Origin of the sequence: Sphingomonas abietis, from assembly GCF_027625475.1 — a bacterium.
Taxonomy (GTDB): Bacteria; Pseudomonadota; Alphaproteobacteria; order Sphingomonadales; family Sphingomonadaceae; genus Solisphingomonas; species Solisphingomonas abietis.
The window spans coordinates 2,356,623-2,376,808 of sequence record NZ_CP115174.1 but is presented as its reverse complement, the minus strand read 5'-3'; the positions used below and the strand labels follow the sequence as shown (position 1 = coordinate 2,376,808).

The following is a 20,186-nucleotide window of genomic DNA, read 5'->3' as shown; positions in this document are numbered from 1 at the left end:
GCGGCGATGGTGGTCGATACGGACGTGACGATGACGCTGGACGAGGTGCGGGCACTCGCCCGTGCCGTCCTGACCGAACAGGGCCTCGCCGCCGACCATGCCGAGGCGGTGGCCGAGACGATGGTGGCCGGCGAGCGGGACGGCTGCACATCCCACGGTCTCTATCGGTTGCTGGTCGCGGCGCGGAGCCTGGCGGCGGGCGTCGTGGCGCCCAACGCGCTGCCTTTGGCCGAACCGAGCGGCAAGGCGATCGTCCGGATCAATGGCGGGGGCGGCTTCGCTCAACTGGCGTTCGAGACCGGCAAGCCGGCGCTGATCGCGGCCGCCCGCCAATTCGGCATCGCGGCGCTGGCGCTCAACAATGTCGTCCACTTCGCTGCGCTGTGGCCCGAGGTCGAGGCGCTGGCGGGCGAGGGGCTGGTCGCCCTGGCCTTCACCCCTAGCCATGGCTGGGTCGCCCCGGCAGGCGGCACCAAGCCGGTGTTCGGCACCAACCCGATCGCCTTTGGCTGGCCGCGCCCGGGCCGCGATCCGTTCGTGTTCGACTTCGCGACCAGCGCGGTGGCGCGCGGCGAGATCGAGCTGCACCGCCGCGCCGGCAAGGCGATCCCTGACGATTGGGGCTATGATGCCGACGGCCAGCCCAGCACCGACGCCAAGGCGGTGCTGGATGGTGCGATGCGGACCTTCGGGGGGCACAAGGGCTCGGCGCTGGCCGCGATGGTGGAATTGCTCGCTGGCCCGCTGATCGGCGATCTCACCAGCCAGGAATCGATGGCGCATGATGCCGGCCGGGGTGGATCACCGCTCGGCGGCGAATTGATCATCGCGATCGACCCCGCCGGTTTCCTGGGCGACGAGGTCGGCACGCATCTGGCACGCGCGGAAAAGATGTTTGCCGCGATCGAAGGGCAGGGCGCCCGTCTTCCGTCGCAGCGGCGCTATGCCGCGCGGGCGATCAGCCTGCGCGATGGCGTCCGGGTTTCGGCCCGGCTGCTCGCCGATATCGAATTATTGAGGAAAAAGGCATGACCGCCCAATTACGTGTTTCGCTGATGATGGGATTGCTGATGGCCGGCACCGTTCCGATTTTGCCCGTCGCCACGGCCGCCGAAGCCGCCACGGTGTCGAGTTCCGCCGCAGCACGTTTCAAGGCGATCGCAAGCGCCGAATATAGCTGGCGGCAGACGATGCAGGCGCCGGACGAGGATTCGCCCAAGGGCACGCCGCTCCATCTGCCCGACGTGGGGCCGAAGGCGCAGGCCGAGAAACTGGCGCGCTGGACCCAGGTTTCGCAACAGCTCGCTGCCATTCCGCAATCCCAGCTGAGCACCGAGGATCGCGTCAACTTCGCGGTCTATCAGGGCCAGATCGACGCGCTGCTCGCGTCGCAGCGTTATCGGGATTACGAAAAGCCGTTCAACGCCGACAGCAGCTTCTGGGGCGATATCGCCGAATGGCCGCGCGGCGTGTTCAAGACGGAAGAGGATTATCGCAGCTACATCGCGATGCTGCGCGAAATCCCGCGCTATTATGACGAGCAGATCGTCAACATGCGTGCCGGCCTCGCGCGCGGATTCACCGCGCCGCAGATCACGCTGGTCGGCCGGGATGTCGGCCTGGCGGCTGTAGCGGACACGAAATCGCCGGAAGATTCGGCCTTCTATGCGCCGTTCAAGACGCGGCCGGCGACGATCTCGGCGGCCGATCAGGCCGATCTGCGCCGGCAGGCGCTACAGGCGATCGGCGATGCGGTGGTGCCGGCCCACGCCAAGCTGCTGCATTTCATGCGCGACGAATATTTCCCCAAGGCAAGGACCAGCATCGACGCCTATGCGCTGCCGGACGGCAAGGCCTATTACCGCTCCAAGATCCGCGAGTTCGTCACCGAGGACAAGTCGCCCGAGGAAATCCACCAGCTCGGCGTCGCCGAAGTCGCGCGGATCCGGGGGCAGATGCTCGACGTGATGAAGCAGGTCGGCTTCCAGGGCGATCTGCCGGCTTTCCTGACCTTCCTGCGCACCGATCCGCGCTTCTACGCCAAGACCCCGCAGGATCTGCTCGATCGCGCCGCGTGGATCGCCAAGACCTTCGACGGCAAGGCCTCCGAGTGGTTCGGGCATCTCCCGCGCAGCCGCTTCGCGATCAAGCCGGTGCCGGCGGACCTCGCCCCCTTCTATACCGGCGGGCGCGGCGGGCCGGGCATCTATCTGGTCAACACCTACAACCTGCCGTCCCGCCCACTTTATTCGCTGACCGCGCTGACGCTGCACGAAAGCGCGCCCGGCCATGCCTTCCAGATGCCGCTGGCGGCCGAGAACAAGGATCTCCCGGATTTCCGTCGCAGCGAATATCTCTCGGCCTATGGCGAGGGCTGGGCGGTCTATTGCGAGGCGCTCGGCGAGGATATGGGGATGTACGACACGCCCTATGATCGCTTCGGAATGCTCAGCTACCAGATGTGGCGCGCGGCGCGTCTGGTCGTCGATACCGGCATCCACACCGAGGGCTGGACGCGCCAGCAGGCGCAGCAATATCTCCACGACAACACCGCCATGGCCGATCATGAGATCGAGACCGAGGTGGACCGCTACATCGCCTGGCCGGGGCAGGCCCTGTCTTATTATATGGGCGAGCAGGCGATCCTGAACGCGCGCCACCGCGCCGAAAAGGCGCTGGGGCCGAAGTTCAACATCCGCGCCTTCCACGACGCCGTGCTGTCCCTCGGTTCGGTGCCGCTGCCGGTGATCGACGCCCGGATCGACCAGCTCATCGCCGATGGCGGCAAGGGCCCCTATCCGGACGAGGAATGACATGACGAAAAAGTGGTTCCTGGCGGCGGCGGCGCTGGCTGCGCCGGCGCTGCCCGCTGCTGGCTGGGCAGGAACGGGTGATGCTGCCGTGGCGGCTGCGCCGACCGTCATGCCCTCGGCGCCCGTGCATTTCCACAGCGCCGGCAATCCGATCCTGTCGGACGGCCGCTATTATTCCACCGATCCGGCGCCGGTGGTGCTGGGCGACACGCTGTGGATCATCGCCGGGCGCGACGAGGCACCGGTGGGCGTCAACGACTTCATCATGAACGAATGGCAGCTGCTCGCCACCACCGATCCGGCCTCGGGCGACTGGACCCATTACCCGGCGATCGCGCGCCCTGAAACGGTGTTCAAATGGGCGGAGGCCGGGCGCGCTTATGCCGGTCAGATCGTCAAGGGGCCGGATGGCCGCCTGTACATGTACGCGCCGGTGCTGGAGCGTGACAGCGACGCGCAGGATCGCTTCGCGATCGGCGTCGCGGTGGCGGACAGGCCCGAAGGGCCGTGGGTCGATGCGCACCCCTCGGGGCCGATCATCTCCGAGCGCGTGCCCGTCGCCAACGACATCCAGAATATCGATCCGACCGTCATGATCGACGATGACGGGCGCCCCTATATCTATTGGGGCACCTTCGGCCAGCTGCGTGGCATGGAGCTGGATCGCGACATGATCACCCCCAAGGGGCCAGAGGTGCCGGTCCATAGCCTCAAGGGATATTTCGAGGCGCCGTGGCTGATGAAGCGCAAGGGCACCTATTACATGCTCTATGCGGCGAACAATGCCGGCCCCCAATCGAATTGCACACCGGCCGTCTATCATGCCTGCCTGGCCTATGGGACGGCCTCGTCGCCGCTGGGGCCGTGGACCTATCGCGGCGTGTTCCTCGGCCCGGTGTCGTCCACCACCTCCCATTCGGGTGCGGTCGAATTCAAGGGCCAATGGTATCTCGCTTATCACACGGCCGATGCGAAGAATGGTGGCCATTTTCGGCGCAGTGTCGCGCTCGACAAACTGAACTTCGACGATAGCGTGAGCCCGCCGGCGATCCTGCCGGTGGTTCCGACGCGCGCGCCGCAGCCGGCGCCGGCGCCGACCCGCAACATCGCGATGGCGGCGACGCCGGCCGCCTCCAACATGCCGGTGCCGTCGCAATATTGGATCAAGTCGCTGAACGACGGGATCGTGCCCCAAGCCCCCTTGCCGCCCGACATGTGGGGCAGCTGGTCTCCGCACAATCCGGCGTCGCAATGGATCGAATATCGCTGGCCGCAGCCGGTGACGATCAACGGATCGCGCATCTGGTTCTGGGGCGATCATCCGGCCGGATCGGGCGAGGGCGTCGCACCGCCGGCCAGCTGGCAGCTGCAATATTGGGATGGCGCGTGGAAGCCCGTTCCCGGCGCCTCGGGCTATGGCACGGCGGTCGATGCGCCGCAGGAGACCCGCTTCAAGACGATCACCACGCGCTGCCTGCGCGCGGTCTTCCAGGCGTCTCAGGCCGGTGGCCATTATGCCGGGTTCGGCGTTCCCGAATGGCAGGTGCTGGCGCCGTCGGCACATGTGCCGACGCCCGCGCGTGACGCCGCGCCGGCCTGCACGAGCACCCCCTGATGGCGGTGATCTAACGTGACGGGGAGGGGGTGCCGCTTGCCGGCGACACTTCTCCCCGCCGCCACGGGCTCTTCAGGATTCTTCGACTCAGGATTCTTCGACGAAGGGCAGGGTGGTCCGCATCGCGTCGACTGCACTTTCGACGATCTCGATCTGGCGCGGCGATCCGGTGGCCCGCACGTCCCAGTTACAATGGGCGTGGGTGGCGCGGGAATAGACCTTGATCTGTCCTACCGCCTGCCGCCAGCGTGCGCCGCTGCCGCCATAAGTCTTGACGATCTCACGGATCAGGGTGTCGCGAAGTTCGGGTCCGGTCATGCGGGACGCGGGCTACATCATCGCTTCTCAAGCCGCCAGTGCTCTCCTAGAGATGACGCTCCGCGGTTAGGCAGGTTAGACGATGGCTTCCCCCTTGCAGTTCGACATTCCCCACCAGCTCGGCAAGGACGAGGCCAGGCGCCGTATCCAGGCCGGCATCCCGAAGCTGGAGCGCCATATTCCCGGCGGCGGCCAGGTCGATGCGACGTGGCTCGACGAGGATCGGGTGAAGCTGGCCATCACCGCGATGGGCCAGAAGGTTTCCGCCGATCTGCAAATCGAGGAGACGTCGGTAAAAGCGAGTGTCACGGTGCCGCTGATGCTGTCCATGATGGCCGGGGCGATCTCCGGCTTCGTGAAGACCAGTGCCGAAAAGATGCTGGCCGCGCCTTCCGATAGCGTGTCCCCCGGATCGAAGGCCTGAGAGGCCCGCGATGCGCGTGCTGATCGTCTTCGCATTGGGGCTGCTGCTCGGCGCAGCGGGTTTCCATGTCTATTACCGCTCGCTGTCTGCGCCCCAACAGTGCGGCTGGAATCATCCGCTCGATCGCAGCGCCCGCGATGCGTGCGAGCAGCGGGCGACGTTCACCGGCTACGCCAAAGGCGCCCGCAGGCAGCTCGACAATCTCATCGGCGATCTGAGCCGCTGATCCGCCCGGCCGGCGTCACCTGATCTCAAAAAGGCCCACCCATGGACGATAATCGCGACGCAACCGCGCTGGAGACGCTCTCCACCAACAAGGCGTTCGGCGGCACCCAGGGCGTCTATCGCCATGCTTCCTCGGCAACCGGCACCGACATGACCTTCTCGGTCTATGTTCCGCCGCATGAGGACGGCGCCAGTCTTCCGGTGGTGTGGTATCTGTCGGGTCTGACCTGCACTCATGCCAATGTCACCGAAAAGGGCGAGTTCCGGGCAGCGTGCGCCGAGCTCGGGCTGATCTTCGTCGCGCCCGACACCTCGCCGCGCGGCGAGGGCGTGCCCGACGATCTGGCCGGCGGCTATGATTTCGGGCTCGGCGCGGGCTTCTACGTCGATGCGACCGAAACCCCCTTCGCTGCGAACTACCGGATGTGGAGCTATGTCACCGAGGAGCTGCCGGCGCTGGTCGCCGCGTATTTCCCGGTGGACCTCGCGCGTCAGTCGATCATGGGGCATTCGATGGGCGGCCATGGGGCGCTGACCATCGGTCTGCGCTTGCCCGATCGCTACCGGGCGATCTCGGCGTTCGCGCCGATCGTCGCGCCAAGCCAGGTGCCGTGGGGCGAGAAGGCGCTGACCGGCTATCTCGGCGTCGATCGTTCGGCCTGGCGCCGCCACGATGCGGTCGCGCTGATCGAGGATGGCGCGCGGGTGGCAGAATTGCTGGTCGATCAGGGCGAGGGGGATGCCTTCCTCACCGACCAGCTTCGCCCCGAATTGCTGGCGCGGGCCTGCGCCGATGCCGGGATCGATCTCACCCTGCGGATGCGGCCTGGCTACGACCACAGCTATTATGCCATCTCCACTTTCATGGCCGATCAGCTGCATTGGCACGCCGCCCGGCTGCGCCGCGTCTAGGGCCGATCGACATGCGGCGGATCAGGCCCGGATCCGCGCCCGAAGCGATCGTCATGCTGAACTCGTTTCAGGATCCCGGCAAAGCTTGGCGCCGAGCGCCCGGCGGAAGCGGGATGCTGAAACGGGTCCGGCATGACGGTCTGAAACGACACGATCACCCGATATCCCACCAATCCGAACGTCGATCCGCTTTAGGTCAATCCCAGCAGGTCCATGAAGGCGCATGCGGCCGGGTTGGTGAGGGCGCCGCGGCGAAGCAGCCACATCGAACTGAGGGCGTCGTCGTCGCCGATCTCGCGATAGCAGAGCGTGTCCACCTCCAGCCTGAGCAGCGAACCGGGCAGAACGGAGATTCCCAGCCCGGCGGCGACCAGCCCGAGCAAGGTCGACATTTCGGTACTCTCCAGCGCCAGCGCCGGGCGGATGCCGGCATTGCTGAACAGCCGATGGAGGTCGTCCATGAAGCCTTCGCGCTCATAAGGGTAATGGATCAGCGGTTCGCCAGCGAGTGCGGAGACGGCGATCGGCCCGTCTTCCGCCGCCAACCGGTGCTTTTTGTTCATCGCCACGAACATTCTGTCAGTCACCAGATGCTCGGCCATGACAGTGCTCGGAAGAAACGGTATGTTGCCGCTGCGAACGAAGCCAATGTCGAGACTGCCGGCCGCGACCCGTTCGCGCTGGGCGGGCATCGACAATTCGGTGAAGACGAGGTGGACGTCGGGATGGCTCGAACGGAATGCGCTGATCGCATGGGACACCAGCGGCACGAACAGCGCCGAGGCGGCCAGCCCGATGGTGAGCTCCCCGATCTCGCCGCCTGCCGCACGGCGGGTGATCCGGATCGCGTGATCGGCCTGCGCCAGTGTCGCTTGCGCCTCGTCCAGGAACAATCGCCCCGCGACGGTCAGCCGGACCTTGCGGCTCGATCGCTCGAAAAGCTGCACGCCCAGTTCCTGTTCGAGCAGGCGGATCTGCTGGCTGAGCGGCGGTTGCGAAATACCGAGCTGCTCGGCGGCGCGGCCGAAGTGCAGCTCGGTGGCGACTTTCACGAAATATCGGAGATGGCGCAGTTCCATGATTGATAGCTTTTACATATTGATCAGTTGCAAATCCATACTGGACTGGCCATGACAGCGCGGGCAATGCCAGTCGCGTCCGGACTTCGCGTTCCCGCATACCCCCCCCTCGTGCGGTGAGAGCGTGAGGTCCGGCACTTTTCCTTCCTGCGTCCCAGCAAGCGCCTCCCGGAGTAATAGAGCACGATGAACGGGATCGTCCGGATTGCGTTGGCCCGACCGCTGACCTTCATTGTCATGTCGATTCTCATTGCCATCGTCGGCGTGTTGCAGGCGGCGCGGACCCCCGTCGACATCTTCCCCAACATCGGCGTTCCGGTGATCGCGACGGCCTGGCAATATGCCGGCCTCTCGCCCGACGACATGTCCGGCCGCATCATCACCCCGTTCGAGCGCATCCTGACCACCACGGTCAACGACATCGAGCATATCGAGAGCACGTCGATGCAGGGCATCGGCGTCGTGAAGATCTACTTCCAGCCGACCGCCGACATCCGCACCGCCACCGCGCAGGTGACGTCGATCTCGCAGACGGTGCTGAAGCAGATGCCGCCAGGCATCACCCCGCCGCTCATCCTGAACTACAATGCCTCGACCGTGCCGATCCTCCAGCTCGCCGTGTCTGGTCGCGGGCTGTCCGAGAAGACGCTGTTCGATATCGGCCAGAATCAGATCCGGCCGTCGCTGGTCACCATTCCCGGCGCGGCGATGCCCTATCCGTCGGGCGGCAAGCAGCGCCAGGTGCAGATCGATCTCGATCCCCAGGCGCTCCAGTCCAAGGGACTGTCGGCGCAGGACGTCGGCAATGCGATCGCCGCGCAGCAGCAGATCAACCCGGTCGGCTTCGCCAAGATCGGCACGTTCCAATATAATATCGCGCTCAACAACTCACCGGACTCGATCGACGCGTTCAACGACCTGCCGGTCAAGACCGTCAACGGCGCGACCATCTACATGCGTGACGTGGCCCATGTCCGCGACGGCTTCGCGCCGCAGCAGAACGTCGTCCACGTCGACGGCACGCGATCCGTGCTGCTCACCGTGCTCAAGAACGGCCAGGCGTCGACGCTCGCGATCGTCGAGGGCGTCAAGGCCAAGATCCCCAGCATCACCTCGACGCTGCCGCCGCAGCTGAAGGTCATGGCGATCGGCGATCAGTCGCTGTTCGTGCGCGCCGCCATTTCGGGCGTGATCAAGGAAGGCGTGATCGCCGCCGCGCTGACCTCGGTGATGATTCTGCTGTTTCTCGGCTCGTGGCGTTCGACCGTGATCATCGCGATCTCGATCCCGCTCGCGATCCTGTTCGCGATCATCTTCCTCGGCGTCACCGGCAACACGCTCAACATCATGACGCTGGGCGGGCTCAGCCTCGCGGTCGGCATCCTGGTCGACGACGCGACGGTGACGATCGAGAACATCAATTACCATCTCGAGCAGGGCAAGGGCGTCGTCCAGGCGATCCTGGACGGCGCTGCGCAGATCGTGACGCCGGCGTTCGTGTCGTTGCTGTGCATCTGCATCGTGTTCGTGCCGATGTTCTTCCTGCCGGGCGTTGCGGGCTTCCTGTTCGTGCCGCTGGCGCTCGCTGTGGTGTTCGCGATGATCGGCTCGTTCATCCTGTCGCGCACCCTGGTGCCGACGCTGGCGATGTTCCTGCTCAAGCCGCACACCGACGAGCATCGTGAGGGCACCCGCCCGGCGTCGCGCAATCCGCTGGTGACCTTCCAGCGCGGCTTCGAGGCGCGGTTCGAGCGGGTCAGGCGGGGGTATAGCGGACTGCTGGGCAAGGCGCTGGGCGCGAGCAAGATCTTCACGATCGGCTTTCTGGTGGTCGTGGTGCTGAGCTTCCTGCTCGTTCCGTTCCTTGGCCGCAACTTCTTCCCGACCGTCGACTCCGGTCAGATCACGATGCACGTGCGCGCGCCGGTCGGCTCGCGCATCGAGGATACCGCCGCGGAGTTCGATCGGATCGAGCGGCGCATCCACCAGATCATCCCGGGCCACGAGCTGGTGACGATGGTCGACAATATCGGCCTGCCGGTGTCGGGCATCAACACGACCTACAACAATTCCGGCACGATCGGCCCGCAGGACGGTGACATCCTGATCACCCTGTCCGAGGATCACAAGCCGACGGCGGACTATATCCGCGCGATGCGCGAGCAGCTGCCGCACGCCTTCCCGGGCACCGACTTCGCCTTCCTGCCGGCGGACATCACCAGCCAGATCCTGAACTTCGGCGCGCCGGCGCCGATCGACATCCAGATCAGCGGCAAGAAGGCCACCGACAACATGGCCTATGCGGAAAAGATCCTGCGCCGCCTGAAGGCGATACCGGGTGCCGCCGACGGACGCATCCAGCAGTCGGCCAGCTATCCGACGCTGAACGTGCTCGCCGACCGCTCCCGCATCGGCCAGTATGGCCTGACCGAGAAGGACGTCACCACGTCGGTCTCGAACGCGCTCGCCGGCACCTCGCAGACCGCGCCGGTCTACTTCGTGAACCCCGAGAACGGCGTGCAATATTCGGTGGTCGCACAGGCCCCGGAATATCGCATCCGCACGCTCAACGAGCTCACCAACGTCCCGGTGACGGGGGCCAACGCCACCTCGACCCAGGTGCTGGGCGGCGTCGCCAACATCAAGCGCGGCGTCAGCGGTGCGGTGGTCAGCCACTATAACATCCTGCCGGTGGTCGACATCTACGCGACCCCTGCCGGACGCGACCTCGGCGCGGTCGCCGGCGACATCAACGCCGTGCTGAAGGATCTCAAGGCGCAGGCACCGAAGGGGGTCACGGTGACGCTGCGCGGCCAGTATGCCACGATGAACGTCGCATTCTCCGGGCTGTTCTTCGGGTTGATCGGCGCGATCATCCTGATCTACCTGCTGATCGTGGTGAATTTCCAGAGCTGGCTCGATCCGTTCGTGATCGTCACCGCGCTGCCCGGCGCACTCGCCGGCATCGTCTGGATGCTGTTCGTGACGGGTACGCCGCTGTCCGTGCCGGCCCTGATCGGCGCGCTGATGTGCATGGGCGTCGCCACCGCCAACTCGATCCTTGTCATCAGCTTCGCGCGCGAGAAGCTGGAGGAGCTGGGCGACGCCACCAAGGCCGCGTTCGAGGCCGGCGTCACCCGTTTCCGCCCCGTTCTGATGACCGCCCTCGCCATGATCATCGGCATGTTGCCGATGGCCATGGGGCTGGGCGAAGGCGGCGAGCAGAATGCGCCGCTGGGCCGGGCCGTGATCGGCGGCCTGATCGTTGCCACCTTTGCTACATTGATGTTCGTGCCTGTCGTGTTCAGCCTGGCCCACCGCAAGGGCCGTCCGACGAACGCAGGTCACCTGGAGGAAGCGCATGCATGACGTCACGGGCGACGGGGATACCCCGTCGGTGGACAACCGGACGCTGAAGAAGATCGGCGTCATCGCGGTGATTGTGGCCGTGCTGGTGGTGGCGTGGGGGCTATTCTCCCGCCATCGCTCGGAAAGCCAGCTCAGCAGCTGGACCGACGACCAGTCGATCCCGTCGGTCTCGGTGGTCACCCCGTCGGCAACGGGCGGCGGCAATTCGCTGGTGCTGCCGGGCAATGTGCAGGCGTTCAACTCGGCGCCGCTCTACGCGCGCACCAACGGTTATGTCAGCAAATGGTATGTCGATATCGGCTCGCCGGTGAAGTCCGGCCAGCTGATGGCGACGATCGACGCGCCCGAGGTCGACCAGCAACTGGTCGCCGCCCGCGCCGACCTGCAGACCGCGAAGGCCAATGAGGCGCTCGCCTCGACCACTGCGACGCGCTGGACGACCTTGCTCCAGAAGGACGCCGTCTCCAAGCAGGAATCGGACGAGAAGTCGGGCGATCTGGCCGCCAAGAAGGCGCTGACCAACGCCGCCGCGGCGAATGTCAGCCGGCTGTCGTCGCTGACCGGCTTCTCCCGGATCATCGCGCCGTTCGCAGGCGTGGTGACCAGCCGCTCGACCCAGATCGGCCAGCTCGTCACCTCGGGCAGCGCCGCGGCCCAGCCGCTGTTCACGGTATCGGACGTCAGCCGGATGCGGATCTACGTCCGCGTGCCGCAGGTCTATTCGGCCGAGATCCACCCGGGGCTCCACGCCGCTCTCACGCTGCCCGAATATCCCGGCCGGACCTTCGACGCGGTGCTGACCCGAACCGCCGATGCGGTGGATCAGCAGTCCGGCACCGTGCTGGTGGAATTGCAGGTCGCCAACGGCGACGGGGCGCTCAAGCCGGGTGCCTATGCGCAGGTGAAGTTCCCGATCACCGGCATTGCCGGATCGGTGACCATTCCGGCGAGCGCGGTGCTGTATCGTAGCGACGGCACGCTGGTCGCGACGGTCGGCCCCGACAACAAGGCGGTGCTCCATCCGATCAAGATCGGTCGCGACTCCGGCGATACGCTGGAAGTCACCTCCGGCCTGACCAAGACCGACAAGGTGATCGACAGCCCGCCGGACGCGCTGTCCAACGGCGATACCGTGAAGGTCGCCCAGCCCGGAGCCGCCAATGCGAAGCAGTAAGCCGGCGCTCGCCGCCGCGCTGGTGCTGCTTTCCGGCTGCTCCCTGGCGCCCGATTATCATCGCCCGGCGGTCGCCGCCGCCGATGCCTACAAGGAAGTGCCGACGGGCTGGACGGTGGCGTCACCCGCTGCCGATGCTTCGCCGGCCTCCTGGTGGGAGGCGTTCGGCGATCCGGTGCTGAACGGCCTCGAAGGGCGGATCGAGGCGGGAAGCCCCTCGCTCGCCGCTGCGGTGGCCCGCTATGACCAGGCGATCGGCGCGCTGCGCGAGGCCAAGGCGGATCTCTATCCGCAGATCAGCGCCAATGGCGGCGCCCAGCGGGATCGCGCGCCGGCCAACCGGCCGCTGGCGACCACCGGCCGCTCGGTAACCTACAATGAATATCAGCTCGGCGGTTCGTTCGACTGGGAAATCGATCTGTTCGGCCGCGTCCGCAATTCGATCAAGGCGAACAAGGGCGAGGCCCAGGCGAGCGCGGCGGATGTTGCGGGCGTGCGCCTCGGCCTTCAGACCAGCCTGGCGACGGCCTATTTCAGGATGCGCGGGCTCGATGCGCGCGAAGGCCTGCTGAAGCAGACCGTAGAGGCCTATCAGAAGGCCTATGACCTGACCGACGTCCGCCATCAGGGCGGCGTCGCCTCCGGCCTCGATACGTCGCGCGCCCGGGCCCAGCTGGCATCCGCCCGAGCGGAGCTGATCGACATCCACGCCCAGCGCGCGGCGTTCGAACATGCCATTGCGGTGCTGGTCGGCGAGCCGGCGACCACTTTCTCGGTGGCGGCCGACCCCAAGCAGAACACGCCGCCGTCGTTCCCGACGGGCACGCCCTCCACGCTGCTGCAGCGCCGGCCGGATATCGATGCCGCCGAACGCCGCGTCTATGCTGCCAACGCCCGCATCGGCGTCGCGAAGGCCGCGCTCTATCCGTCGCTGTCGCTGGGCGGCGGTGGCGGCTATGAGACGACCGGGCCGAACCTGCTCAGCGCAGCCAGCAATTTCTGGGCGCTGGGGCCGGCGAGCCTCGCGCTGTCGCTGTTCGATGGCGGCGCGCGCGCGGCCAGGGTGCGGATTTCGCGCGCCGAATTTGCCGAGGCGTCGGCCAACTACAAGCAGACCGTGCTCACCGCGTTCAAGGAAGTGGAGGACGATCTCGCCACCGGCCGCGACCTGGTGCAGGAGGAACGCGACGAGCGGGATGCCGCCCAGGCGGCGGAGACCACGCGCGATCTGGCGTTCACCCGTTATCGCGACGGTGCCTCCGATTATCTGGAGGTCGTCACCGCGCAGACCGCGGCGCTGGATGCCGAGCGATCGCTCCTCGATCTCCACACCCGCCAGCTGACGACGGCGGTGGATACGGTGCATTCGCTGGGCGGTGTGGTGAAGTAGCAGGCCGGGTTCGGGCAGCGCCCCGGACCCACAATTGTCACAGGCCGTCATTAACCTTCCGATCAGCATCGGGAGAATGGCGTCATGGCGACAGTGGCAGGCAATATCGGGGGCAGTTCGCGCCCCGATTTCGACAAGGGGTTCGGCAAGGCCGGGCTGGCGGGCTTTGCAGCCGCCGTGATCGCCGCGATCCTGTTCGTCGCATGGAGCATCTGGAGCGATTCCGCGGCTGCCGGCGTCCATGCCCGCGCGGTCATGCCCTTCGTCCTGCTGTTCATCGCGCTGCTGATCGCGCTCGGCTTCGAGTTCGTGAACGGCTTCCATGACACCGCCAACGCGGTCGCGACGGTGATCTACACCAATTCGCTGCCCGCCCATGTCGCGGTCGTCTGGTCCGGCTTCTTCAACTTCCTCGGCGTGCTGCTCTCCACCGGCGCGGTGGCGTTCAGCATCGTCTCGCTGCTGCCGGTCGAACTGATCCTGCAGGTCGGATCGGATGCCGGCTTCGCGATGGTGTTCTCGCTGCTGATCGCGGCGATCATCTGGAACCTCGCGACCTGGTGGTGGGGCATCCCCAACTCGTCTTCGCATACGCTGATCGGCTCGATCATCGGCGTCGGCGTCTGCAACGCGCTGCTGCATGGCCGCTCGGGCACGTCCGGCGTCGACTGGAAGCAGGCGACCAGCATCGGCGAGGCGCTGCTCTTCTCGCCGCTGATCGGCTTCACCCTCTCGGCCTTGCTGTTCTGGGTGATGCGGGTGCTGGTCAAGAACAAGAAACTCTACGAGGAACCCAAGGACGGCCTGCCGCCGCCGTGGTGGATCGGCGGCCTGCTGGTGTTCACCTGCACCGGGGTGAGCTTCGCGCACGGTTCCAACGACGGCCAGAAGGGCATGGGCCTGATCATGCTGATCCTGATCGGCACCGTGCCGACCGCCTATGCGCTCAACCGCGCCGTCCCCGCGCAATATGAGCAGCAGTTCCACAGTGGCTCAGCATCGGTCCACAAGGCATTGATCGCGCACGAAAACGGCGTGCCGGCGCCGACCGACGCGCGCGCGACCCTGACGACCTATCTGGAGGACAAGAAGGCGACGCCGCAGACCGTGCCGGCGCTAGACATGCTGGTCGGCGACATCGATCGCCAGATCAGCGCCTATGGCTCGATCAAGCAGGTGCCGGCGGCGGCGTCCAAGAACGTCCGCAACGACATGTATCTCGCCTCCGAGGCGATCAAGCACCTGACCTCGGGGGACGATAGCGCCTTCAAGGGCGACGAGGCCAAGGCTCTGACCGACTATAAGGGCTCGCTCGACAAGGCGACGCGCTTCATCCCGACCTGGGTGAAGATCGCGGTGGCCTTCGCGCTCGGCCTCGGCACGATGGTCGGCTGGAAGCGGATCGTGGTGACGGTCGGCGAGAAGATCGGCAAGTCGCACCTCACTTATGCGCAGGGCGCCTCGGCCGAGCTGGTGGCGATGGCGACGATCGGCCTGGCCGACGGTTTCGGCCTGCCGGTATCGACCACCCACGTCCTCTCCTCGGGCGTGGCGGGAACCATGGCAGCGAACGGATCGGGCCTTCAGATGGCCACGATCCGCAACATGATCGCGGCGTGGGTCGTCACATTGCCTGTCGCCATGCTGCTTTCGGGCACGCTATATCTGATCCTGTCGCGGATTTTCTAAGGACAGGCGGTTGAAGGCAGACGATCGTGAGGCCGAGTTGCGGGAAACGGTCCGGCAACCCGGCCTCGTGTGGTGTTATCATCTGACGGATGAGGGGGATGGCGGGCTGCAGGCCGCGATCCCGCCGGCCGATTGCAGCTTCCGATGGATCCATCTCAACCTTTCCGATCAGCGCAGCCTGCGCTGGCTGGAAGAGGAGGCGGGGCTTCCTGCCACCGTCCACGCCGCGCTGTTGACCCGCGACAGCCACCAGCGCGTGGTGGTCGAGGGCGATACCGTGGGGCTGGTGCTCCATGATTTCGAGCGGGGCTTCGATCCGTCGTCGATCGGCCGGATCGGGGGCCTCCATATCGCCATGAAGCCCGGCCTGATCATCACCGGCCGCTATCGCCCGCTCCACAGCGCCGATCTGTTCCGCAATCGGCTGGAGGAGGGCCAGCGTCTGGCCGATACGCCCACCGCGCTGGATTTCGTGCTGGGCGTGCTGACCGACAGCCTCGCCTCGATGGTGCTCGATCTCTCGACCGAACTGCTCGAGGCGGAAGAAAATCTGCTGGTGGACGACGAGGCACCGGACACCCGCGATCTGATCGCGGCACGTCGGCGATCGGCCCAGCTGCACCGCATGATCGGCGGTACGCGGGTGACGTTGCAACGCATGGAACGCCATCCGGCCTTGCCCGAAGGGCTGGCGCCGATCGCGCAGCGCTTCCAGCCGCGCCTGTCCGCGCTGGACGCCGATATCGTGGCCGGGCAGAACCAGCTCAAGCTGCTCCGCGACGAACTCGATCTCCAGGCGGCGCAGCGCACCAACGCGAACGTCTATCTGCTCTCGATCCTCACTGCGTTGATGATGCCGGCGACCCTGGTGACGGGCTTCTTCGGGATGAACACCGGCGGGCTGCCGTTCGCACAGGGCGACCATGGCACCTTGCTGGCGAGCGGCGTCGCCTTGTTCTCCGCCGCGGCGAGCTGGCTGCTGCTGCGCTGGATGGGTCTGGTGCGTAAACAGTAAGTCGCAGGGATTTGCTCACATGCCGTTCAGACGGCCCATCGCATCTAGGGTGCGCTCATTTCTGTTTTGCGGAATCGATACCATGTCCATGACGATGCCGGGAAGAACGACCCTCTTGGCGAGCGCGCTGTCGCTTGCCCTCACGCCTCTCCTTGCCGGCGCCGCACAAGCGCAGGATCAGTCCTATCCCCCCAATGGCGGCTATGACGATCAACAGCCCGCACAGGGCTACCCCGAGCAGCAAGGCTATTCTCAGCAGCAAGATTACTCCCAACAGCAGGGCTACCCCCAACAGCAGGGGTATCCGCAGCAGGGCTATCCCCAGCAGCAGGGTTATTCCCAGCAGCCGCAGGGCTATGGCGACCGGCAGCAGGGCTATGACCCGTCGCAACCGCCGCCGCAGGGATATCAGGGCGGCCCGCCGCCCCAGCAGGGGCAGGGCTATGACAATGCGCCGCCGCCGCCGGCCGGTTATGATGGTTCACAGCCGCCGCCGCCGCCGCCGGGCTATCAGGCCGGGCCGGACATCGCCCGTCAGCAGGCCGCGGATCAGCAATATGCCGCTTATGCCCAGCAATGGGCGCAGTCCTATTGCGTCAAGGCGCATGGCGATGCCGGGCAGGGTGCCCTTGTCGGCGGGATCGCCGGCGCGATCCTGGGATCGGTGATCGGCGGACGCCATGATCATGGCGGAGGTGCGCTGGCGGGTGCCGCCGTCGGTGCGGTGGGCGGCGCCGTGGTGGCCGACAGTTCCGGCAGCAACGCGACCAGCCCCGGCTGCCCGCCGGGCTTCGTCGTCCGCGGCGGTGCGCCGAGCTTCTCCTATGGCGGCTATGCCGGGGCGCCCTATGTCTATGCCGCGCCGGGCTGGTATCGGCCCTGGGCCTATTATGGCGGCGCCTGGGTGTATCGCCCCTATCCCTACCATGTCTGGTATTACGGCCATTATGGCCCGCGCTGGGGCTATCGCGGCTATTACGGACATGGCCCCTATCGCGGCCGGCACTGGTAGGAGGACGTCCCCCTCCCGACGAGGGAGGGGGGCTTCAATAAAGTTTGGGCTTCAATAGAGTTCGGGGACGTACATCTCGCGCGGCACGGGGTGGCGCTCATAATCCTCGTGCCGAACGCGATCGGGGAGCACGACTTCGGCGCGCGGCACGTCGTCATAGGGGATCTGGCCGAGCAGGTGGCTGATGCAATTCAGCCGCGCCCGCTTCTTGTCGACCGCTTCCACCACCCACCACGGCGCCTCGGGGATGTGGGTATGCTCCAGCATCGCTTCCTTGGCGCGGGTATAATCCTCCCAGCGACGGCGGCTTTCCACGTCCATCGGGGAGAGCTTCCACTGCTTGAGCGGATCCTGGATGCGCATCGCGAAGCGGAACTGCTGCTCGTCGTCGGTGATCGAGAACCAATATTTCAGCAGGATGATGCCCGAACGGATCAGCATCCGTTCGAATTCCGGCACCGAGCGATAGAATTCCTCGGATTCCTCAGGCGTGCAGAAGCCCATCACCCGTTCGACACCCGCGCGATTATACCAGCTGCGATCGAACAGCACGATCTCGCCCGCGGCCGGCAGGTGCGCGACATAGCGCTGGAAATACCATTGGGTGCGCTCGCGCTCGTTGGGCGCGGGCAGGGCGGCCACCCGGCAGACGCGCGGATTGAGGCGCTGGGTGATCCGCTTGATCGCGCCCCCCTTGCCGGCGCTGTCGCGCCCCTCGAACAGCACGACCACCTTGAGGCCCTGGCTCTGCACCCAATCCTGCAACCGCACCAGTTCGTGCTGGAGCCGGAACAGCTCGCGGAAATAGACGCGGCGATCGATCGAATCTCGCGCGCCCGGCCCTTCCTCGAGCAGGCTGTCGAGGCGCGCCTCATCCAGCTCCATCTCCAGCTCCTCGTCGAAGCTGTCGGTGAGTTCCTCGCGGATGCGATCGAGATCGGTCTGATATGGGGTCATGAACAACCGCTACCTTCCGATCATTTCGTCGCTGTGACAGCCGATCCTTCCGTCGATCCCATCGGGTTCATCAGCTTCTGGCTGAAATAGACCATCATCAGCGACGTCATCCGCGCGCCCTGTGCGATATCGGCGTCGCTCGAATGGCCGCCCAGCGTATCCTCGTAGAACAGATAGGGCAGCCCATATTCCTGCATCCGCGCCGCGAACTTGCGGGCATGTTGCGGCCCGACGCGATCGTCCTTGGTGGTGGTGACGATGAACGGCTCGGGATAGGCGCCGCCCTTCTTCAGATTGGCGTAGGGAGAGATGGTTTCGAGGAAGGCCTTTTCGGCGGGCACCGAGACGCTGCCATATTCGTCCACCCAGGAGGCACCGGCCTCGATCTTCTCGTAGCGGATCATGTCGAGCAGCGGCACCTCGATGGTGACGGCATGCCACAGATCGGGATGCTGGTTGAACTCGACGCCCATCAGCAGGCCACCGTTGGACCCGCCGAAGATGCCGAATTTGGGCGGGCTGGACAGCTTGCGCGCGAAGATGTCCTTCGCCACCGCGGCGAAGTCGTCATAGATGATCTGGCGTTTGGTCTTGCGTCCGGCCTCGTGCCAGGCCGGCCCGAACTCGCCGCCGCCGCGGATGTTGGCGAGCACGAAGCTGCCGCCATGCTCGATCCACAATTTGCCGATCGCGCCCGAATAATAAGGCGTTTCCGAAATCTCGAAGCCGCCATAGGCGGTCATGATCGTCGGCGTCGTCCCGTCGAGCGGGATGCCCTTCCGATGGACGATGAAATAGGGGATTTTCGTGCCGTCGGTGGACGACGCCTCGAACTGCTCGACGACGTCCTGTGACGCATCGAAGCGCGCCGGAAGCGCCTTGACCTGGCCCAGCTTGCCGGTCGCCGCATCCAGCGACCACAGCGTCGTCGGCGTGAGGAAGCCGGTCACCTCGAGATAGGCGTCGTTGCCATTCTCGTTCCACGTCGCATTGCTGATCGTCGCATTATCGGGCAGCGCGAGCGGTTGCGATGTCCATCCGCCACGACCCGGCGTCAGGATCATCGCCCGGCCGCGAACATTGTCCAGAATGGTCAGGATGACGTGATCGCGGGTGACGGCGACGTCGTTGATCGACTGCCGGGCGGTGGGCTGGAACAGCAGGCTGGGATGGAGAGGGCCGCCATCGAGTTGGCGATAGTCGACCGTCACCAGCGCGCCGGCCGGGATGGTCTGGCCCGCCGTGGTCCAGTCCTCGCTCGTCCTGATCACGACATGGCCGTCCAGCATCCCTAAGATGTCGGCCTTGTCGGGGATCGGCAGCTTGATGGCGCCCTTGGGGCCGAGCACATAGCTCTGGTGCCCGAAGAAGGTTGTGCCCCGCGTGATCAGGGTGAGGCGGTGGCCCTGCGCGTCCGACAGCACGCCGGCACCGCTGCCGACCTGATCGGTCGCCGCGCCACGGAACACCTCCTTCGCCTGATCGAGGGGCTGGCCGCGCTTCCATATCTTGAGCACGAACGGATAGCCCGACGCCGTCATCGTGCCGGCGCCCCAATTGCGGGCGACGAGCAGAGTGTCCTTGTCGAGCCAGGATATGTCCTGCTTCGATTTGGGCAGAGCGAAACCGTCGGTCACGAACGCGCCGGTCTGGAGATCATATTCGCGGTAGCTGACGGCATCCTCGCCGCCGTCCGAAAGCGCGACCATGCAGAGGCGCTGATCGGGCTTGATGCAGGTCGCGCCCTTCCACACCCAGGTCTTGCCCTCGGCCTTGTTGAGCGCGTCGATATCGATCAGCGTCGTCCAGTGCGGGCTGTTGGTCGCGTAGTCGGCGGGCGTCGTCCAGCGCCAGAGGCCGTGCGGATGGGCATCGTCGCGCCAGAAATTGAGCACCCGGCCATAGGTCAGTTCCGGATAGGGGATGCGATCGGTCGCGGCCGAGATCGCATAGGCGCTTTTGTAGAAGCCGGCGTAGCGCGGATCATGGTCCAGTCGGGGTAGGGTCTTGGCGTTCTGCGCTTCCACCCACTGCATCGCGCGCGCGCCGTCCTTGTCCTCCAGCCAGACATAGGGGTCATCGGATGCAGCGGCCTGCGCCGCGGCCTGCGTTGCCAAGCCCAGCGCCAGCGCCGAAACAGCCACCAAAGCGATCCGCATGTTCGATGATCCCCTGAAACCGGTTTCCCCTTGTC

The 20,186-nt window shown here is 65.9% G+C and carries 16 protein-coding genes; 12 read left to right on the top strand and 4 right to left on the bottom strand.

Going from position 1 to position 20,186, the window contains the following annotated elements; all coding sequences use genetic code 11:
* Positions 1-6 precede the first annotated feature (6 nt).
* From PBT88_RS11285 to PBT88_RS11275, 3 genes are read left to right on the top strand one after another with little or no spacing between them, the layout of a single operon-like run.
* Positions 7-1,032 carry an Ldh family oxidoreductase gene (locus tag PBT88_RS11285; RefSeq protein ID WP_270079237.1) on the top strand — a complete coding sequence of 342 codons (1,026 nt, stop codon included), beginning with the start codon at positions 7-9 and terminating at the stop codon, positions 1,030-1,032.
* Complete coding sequence (locus PBT88_RS11280) at positions 1,029-2,813, top strand: DUF885 domain-containing protein (RefSeq protein ID WP_270075446.1); 1,785 nt, start codon at positions 1,029-1,031, stop codon at positions 2,811-2,813. Before PBT88_RS11285 ends, PBT88_RS11280 begins: the two co-directional genes overlap by 4 nt.
* A gap of 1 nt (position 2,814) precedes the next feature.
* On the top strand, positions 2,815-4,428 hold the full coding sequence (locus tag PBT88_RS11275; RefSeq protein ID WP_270075445.1) for a family 43 glycosylhydrolase: 1,614 nt from the start codon (positions 2,815-2,817) through the stop codon (positions 4,426-4,428).
* Positions 4,429-4,515: 87 nt separating this feature from the next.
* Here the strand turns inward: PBT88_RS11275 and PBT88_RS11270 are convergent, their stop codons facing one another.
* On the bottom strand, positions 4,516-4,746 hold the full coding sequence (locus PBT88_RS11270; protein WP_270075444.1) for a hypothetical protein: 231 nt from the start codon (positions 4,744-4,746) through the stop codon (positions 4,516-4,518).
* 82 nt (positions 4,747-4,828) lie between these two features.
* On the opposite strand from PBT88_RS11270, the gene PBT88_RS11265 reads away from it, so the two are divergent.
* The 3 genes from PBT88_RS11265 (at position 4,829) to fghA (ending at position 6,307) form a co-directional block, all read left to right on the top strand.
* Positions 4,829-5,170, top strand: coding sequence for a polyhydroxyalkanoic acid system family protein (locus tag PBT88_RS11265; protein ID WP_270075443.1), 342 nt, complete (start codon positions 4,829-4,831; stop codon positions 5,168-5,170).
* Between the two features lie 10 nt (positions 5,171-5,180).
* Positions 5,181-5,396, top strand: a complete 216-nt coding sequence (locus PBT88_RS11260) for a hypothetical protein (RefSeq protein ID WP_270075442.1) — start codon at positions 5,181-5,183, stop codon at positions 5,394-5,396.
* A 68-nt stretch (positions 5,397-5,464) separates the two neighbouring features.
* On the top strand, positions 5,465-6,307 hold the full coding sequence (gene fghA, locus PBT88_RS11255; RefSeq protein ID WP_270079236.1) for an S-formylglutathione hydrolase: 843 nt from the start codon (positions 5,465-5,467) through the stop codon (positions 6,305-6,307).
* Between the two features lie 191 nt (positions 6,308-6,498).
* Here the strand turns inward: fghA and PBT88_RS11250 are convergent, their stop codons facing one another.
* Positions 6,499-7,359 (bottom strand): LysR substrate-binding domain-containing protein, encoded by an 861-nt coding sequence (locus PBT88_RS11250; RefSeq protein WP_270075441.1) that lies wholly within the window; start codon positions 7,357-7,359, stop codon positions 6,499-6,501.
* 213 nt (positions 7,360-7,572) lie between these two features.
* On the opposite strand from PBT88_RS11250, the gene PBT88_RS11245 reads away from it, so the two are divergent.
* The 6 genes from PBT88_RS11245 to PBT88_RS11220 all read left to right on the top strand — a co-directional run bounded on the left by PBT88_RS11245 (position 7,573) and on the right by PBT88_RS11220 (position 17,035).
* Positions 7,573-10,755, top strand: a complete 3,183-nt coding sequence (locus PBT88_RS11245; RefSeq protein WP_270075440.1) for an efflux RND transporter permease subunit — start codon at positions 7,573-7,575, stop codon at positions 10,753-10,755.
* The gene (locus PBT88_RS11240) at positions 10,748-11,929 is read left to right on the top strand and encodes an efflux RND transporter periplasmic adaptor subunit (protein ID WP_270075439.1); all 1,182 of its coding nucleotides are present in this window, start codon (positions 10,748-10,750) and stop codon (positions 11,927-11,929) included. The genes PBT88_RS11245 and PBT88_RS11240 overlap by 8 nt, the downstream gene beginning before the upstream one ends.
* Complete coding sequence (locus PBT88_RS11235) at positions 11,916-13,319, top strand: efflux transporter outer membrane subunit (RefSeq protein ID WP_270075438.1); 1,404 nt, start codon at positions 11,916-11,918, stop codon at positions 13,317-13,319. Before PBT88_RS11240 ends, PBT88_RS11235 begins: the two co-directional genes overlap by 14 nt.
* An 84-nt stretch (positions 13,320-13,403) precedes the next feature.
* On the top strand, positions 13,404-15,008 hold the full coding sequence (locus PBT88_RS11230; RefSeq protein ID WP_270075437.1) for an inorganic phosphate transporter: 1,605 nt from the start codon (positions 13,404-13,406) through the stop codon (positions 15,006-15,008).
* A gap of 10 nt (positions 15,009-15,018) precedes the next feature.
* Entirely contained in the window at positions 15,019-16,023 is a 1,005-nt protein-coding gene (locus tag PBT88_RS11225) for a CorA family divalent cation transporter (RefSeq protein WP_270075436.1), read from the top strand.
* Between the two features lie 82 nt (positions 16,024-16,105).
* Positions 16,106-17,035 (top strand): glycine zipper 2TM domain-containing protein, encoded by a 930-nt coding sequence (locus PBT88_RS11220; RefSeq protein WP_270075435.1) that lies wholly within the window; start codon positions 16,106-16,108, stop codon positions 17,033-17,035.
* Positions 17,036-17,086: 51 nt separating this feature from the next.
* On the opposite strand, the gene ppk2 is transcribed toward PBT88_RS11220, so the two are convergent.
* Entirely contained in the window at positions 17,087-17,992 is a 906-nt protein-coding gene (gene ppk2 / locus PBT88_RS11215) for a polyphosphate kinase 2 (protein WP_270075434.1), read from the bottom strand.
* A gap of 20 nt (positions 17,993-18,012) precedes the next feature.
* Positions 18,013-20,151, bottom strand: coding sequence for a prolyl oligopeptidase family serine peptidase (locus tag PBT88_RS11210; protein WP_270075433.1), 2,139 nt, complete (start codon positions 20,149-20,151; stop codon positions 18,013-18,015).
* Between the last annotated feature and the right edge of the window lie 35 nt (positions 20,152-20,186).

Coding starts and splice junctions, on each gene's coding strand:
- PBT88_RS11285 (WP_270079237.1), top strand. CDS start 7: ATGGTGGTCGATACGGACGTGACGATGACGCTGGACGAGGTGCGGGCA.
- PBT88_RS11280 (WP_270075446.1), top strand. CDS start 1,029: ATGACCGCCCAATTACGTGTTTCGCTGATGATGGGATTGCTGATGGCC.
- PBT88_RS11275 (WP_270075445.1), top strand. CDS start 2,815: ATGACGAAAAAGTGGTTCCTGGCGGCGGCGGCGCTGGCTGCGCCGGCG.
- PBT88_RS11270 (WP_270075444.1), bottom strand. CDS start 4,746: ATGACCGGACCCGAACTTCGCGACACCCTGATCCGTGAGATCGTCAAG.
- PBT88_RS11265 (WP_270075443.1), top strand. CDS start 4,829: ATGGCTTCCCCCTTGCAGTTCGACATTCCCCACCAGCTCGGCAAGGAC.
- PBT88_RS11260 (WP_270075442.1), top strand. CDS start 5,181: ATGCGCGTGCTGATCGTCTTCGCATTGGGGCTGCTGCTCGGCGCAGCG.
- PBT88_RS11245 (WP_270075440.1), top strand. CDS start 7,573: ATGAACGGGATCGTCCGGATTGCGTTGGCCCGACCGCTGACCTTCATT.
- PBT88_RS11240 (WP_270075439.1), top strand. CDS start 10,748: ATGCATGACGTCACGGGCGACGGGGATACCCCGTCGGTGGACAACCGG.
- PBT88_RS11235 (WP_270075438.1), top strand. CDS start 11,916: ATGCGAAGCAGTAAGCCGGCGCTCGCCGCCGCGCTGGTGCTGCTTTCC.
- PBT88_RS11230 (WP_270075437.1), top strand. CDS start 13,404: ATGGCGACAGTGGCAGGCAATATCGGGGGCAGTTCGCGCCCCGATTTC.
- PBT88_RS11220 (WP_270075435.1), top strand. CDS start 16,106: ATGTCCATGACGATGCCGGGAAGAACGACCCTCTTGGCGAGCGCGCTG.
- ppk2 (WP_270075434.1), bottom strand. CDS start 17,992: ATGACCCCATATCAGACCGATCTCGATCGCATCCGCGAGGAACTCACC.
- PBT88_RS11210 (WP_270075433.1), bottom strand. CDS start 20,151: ATGCGGATCGCTTTGGTGGCTGTTTCGGCGCTGGCGCTGGGCTTGGCA.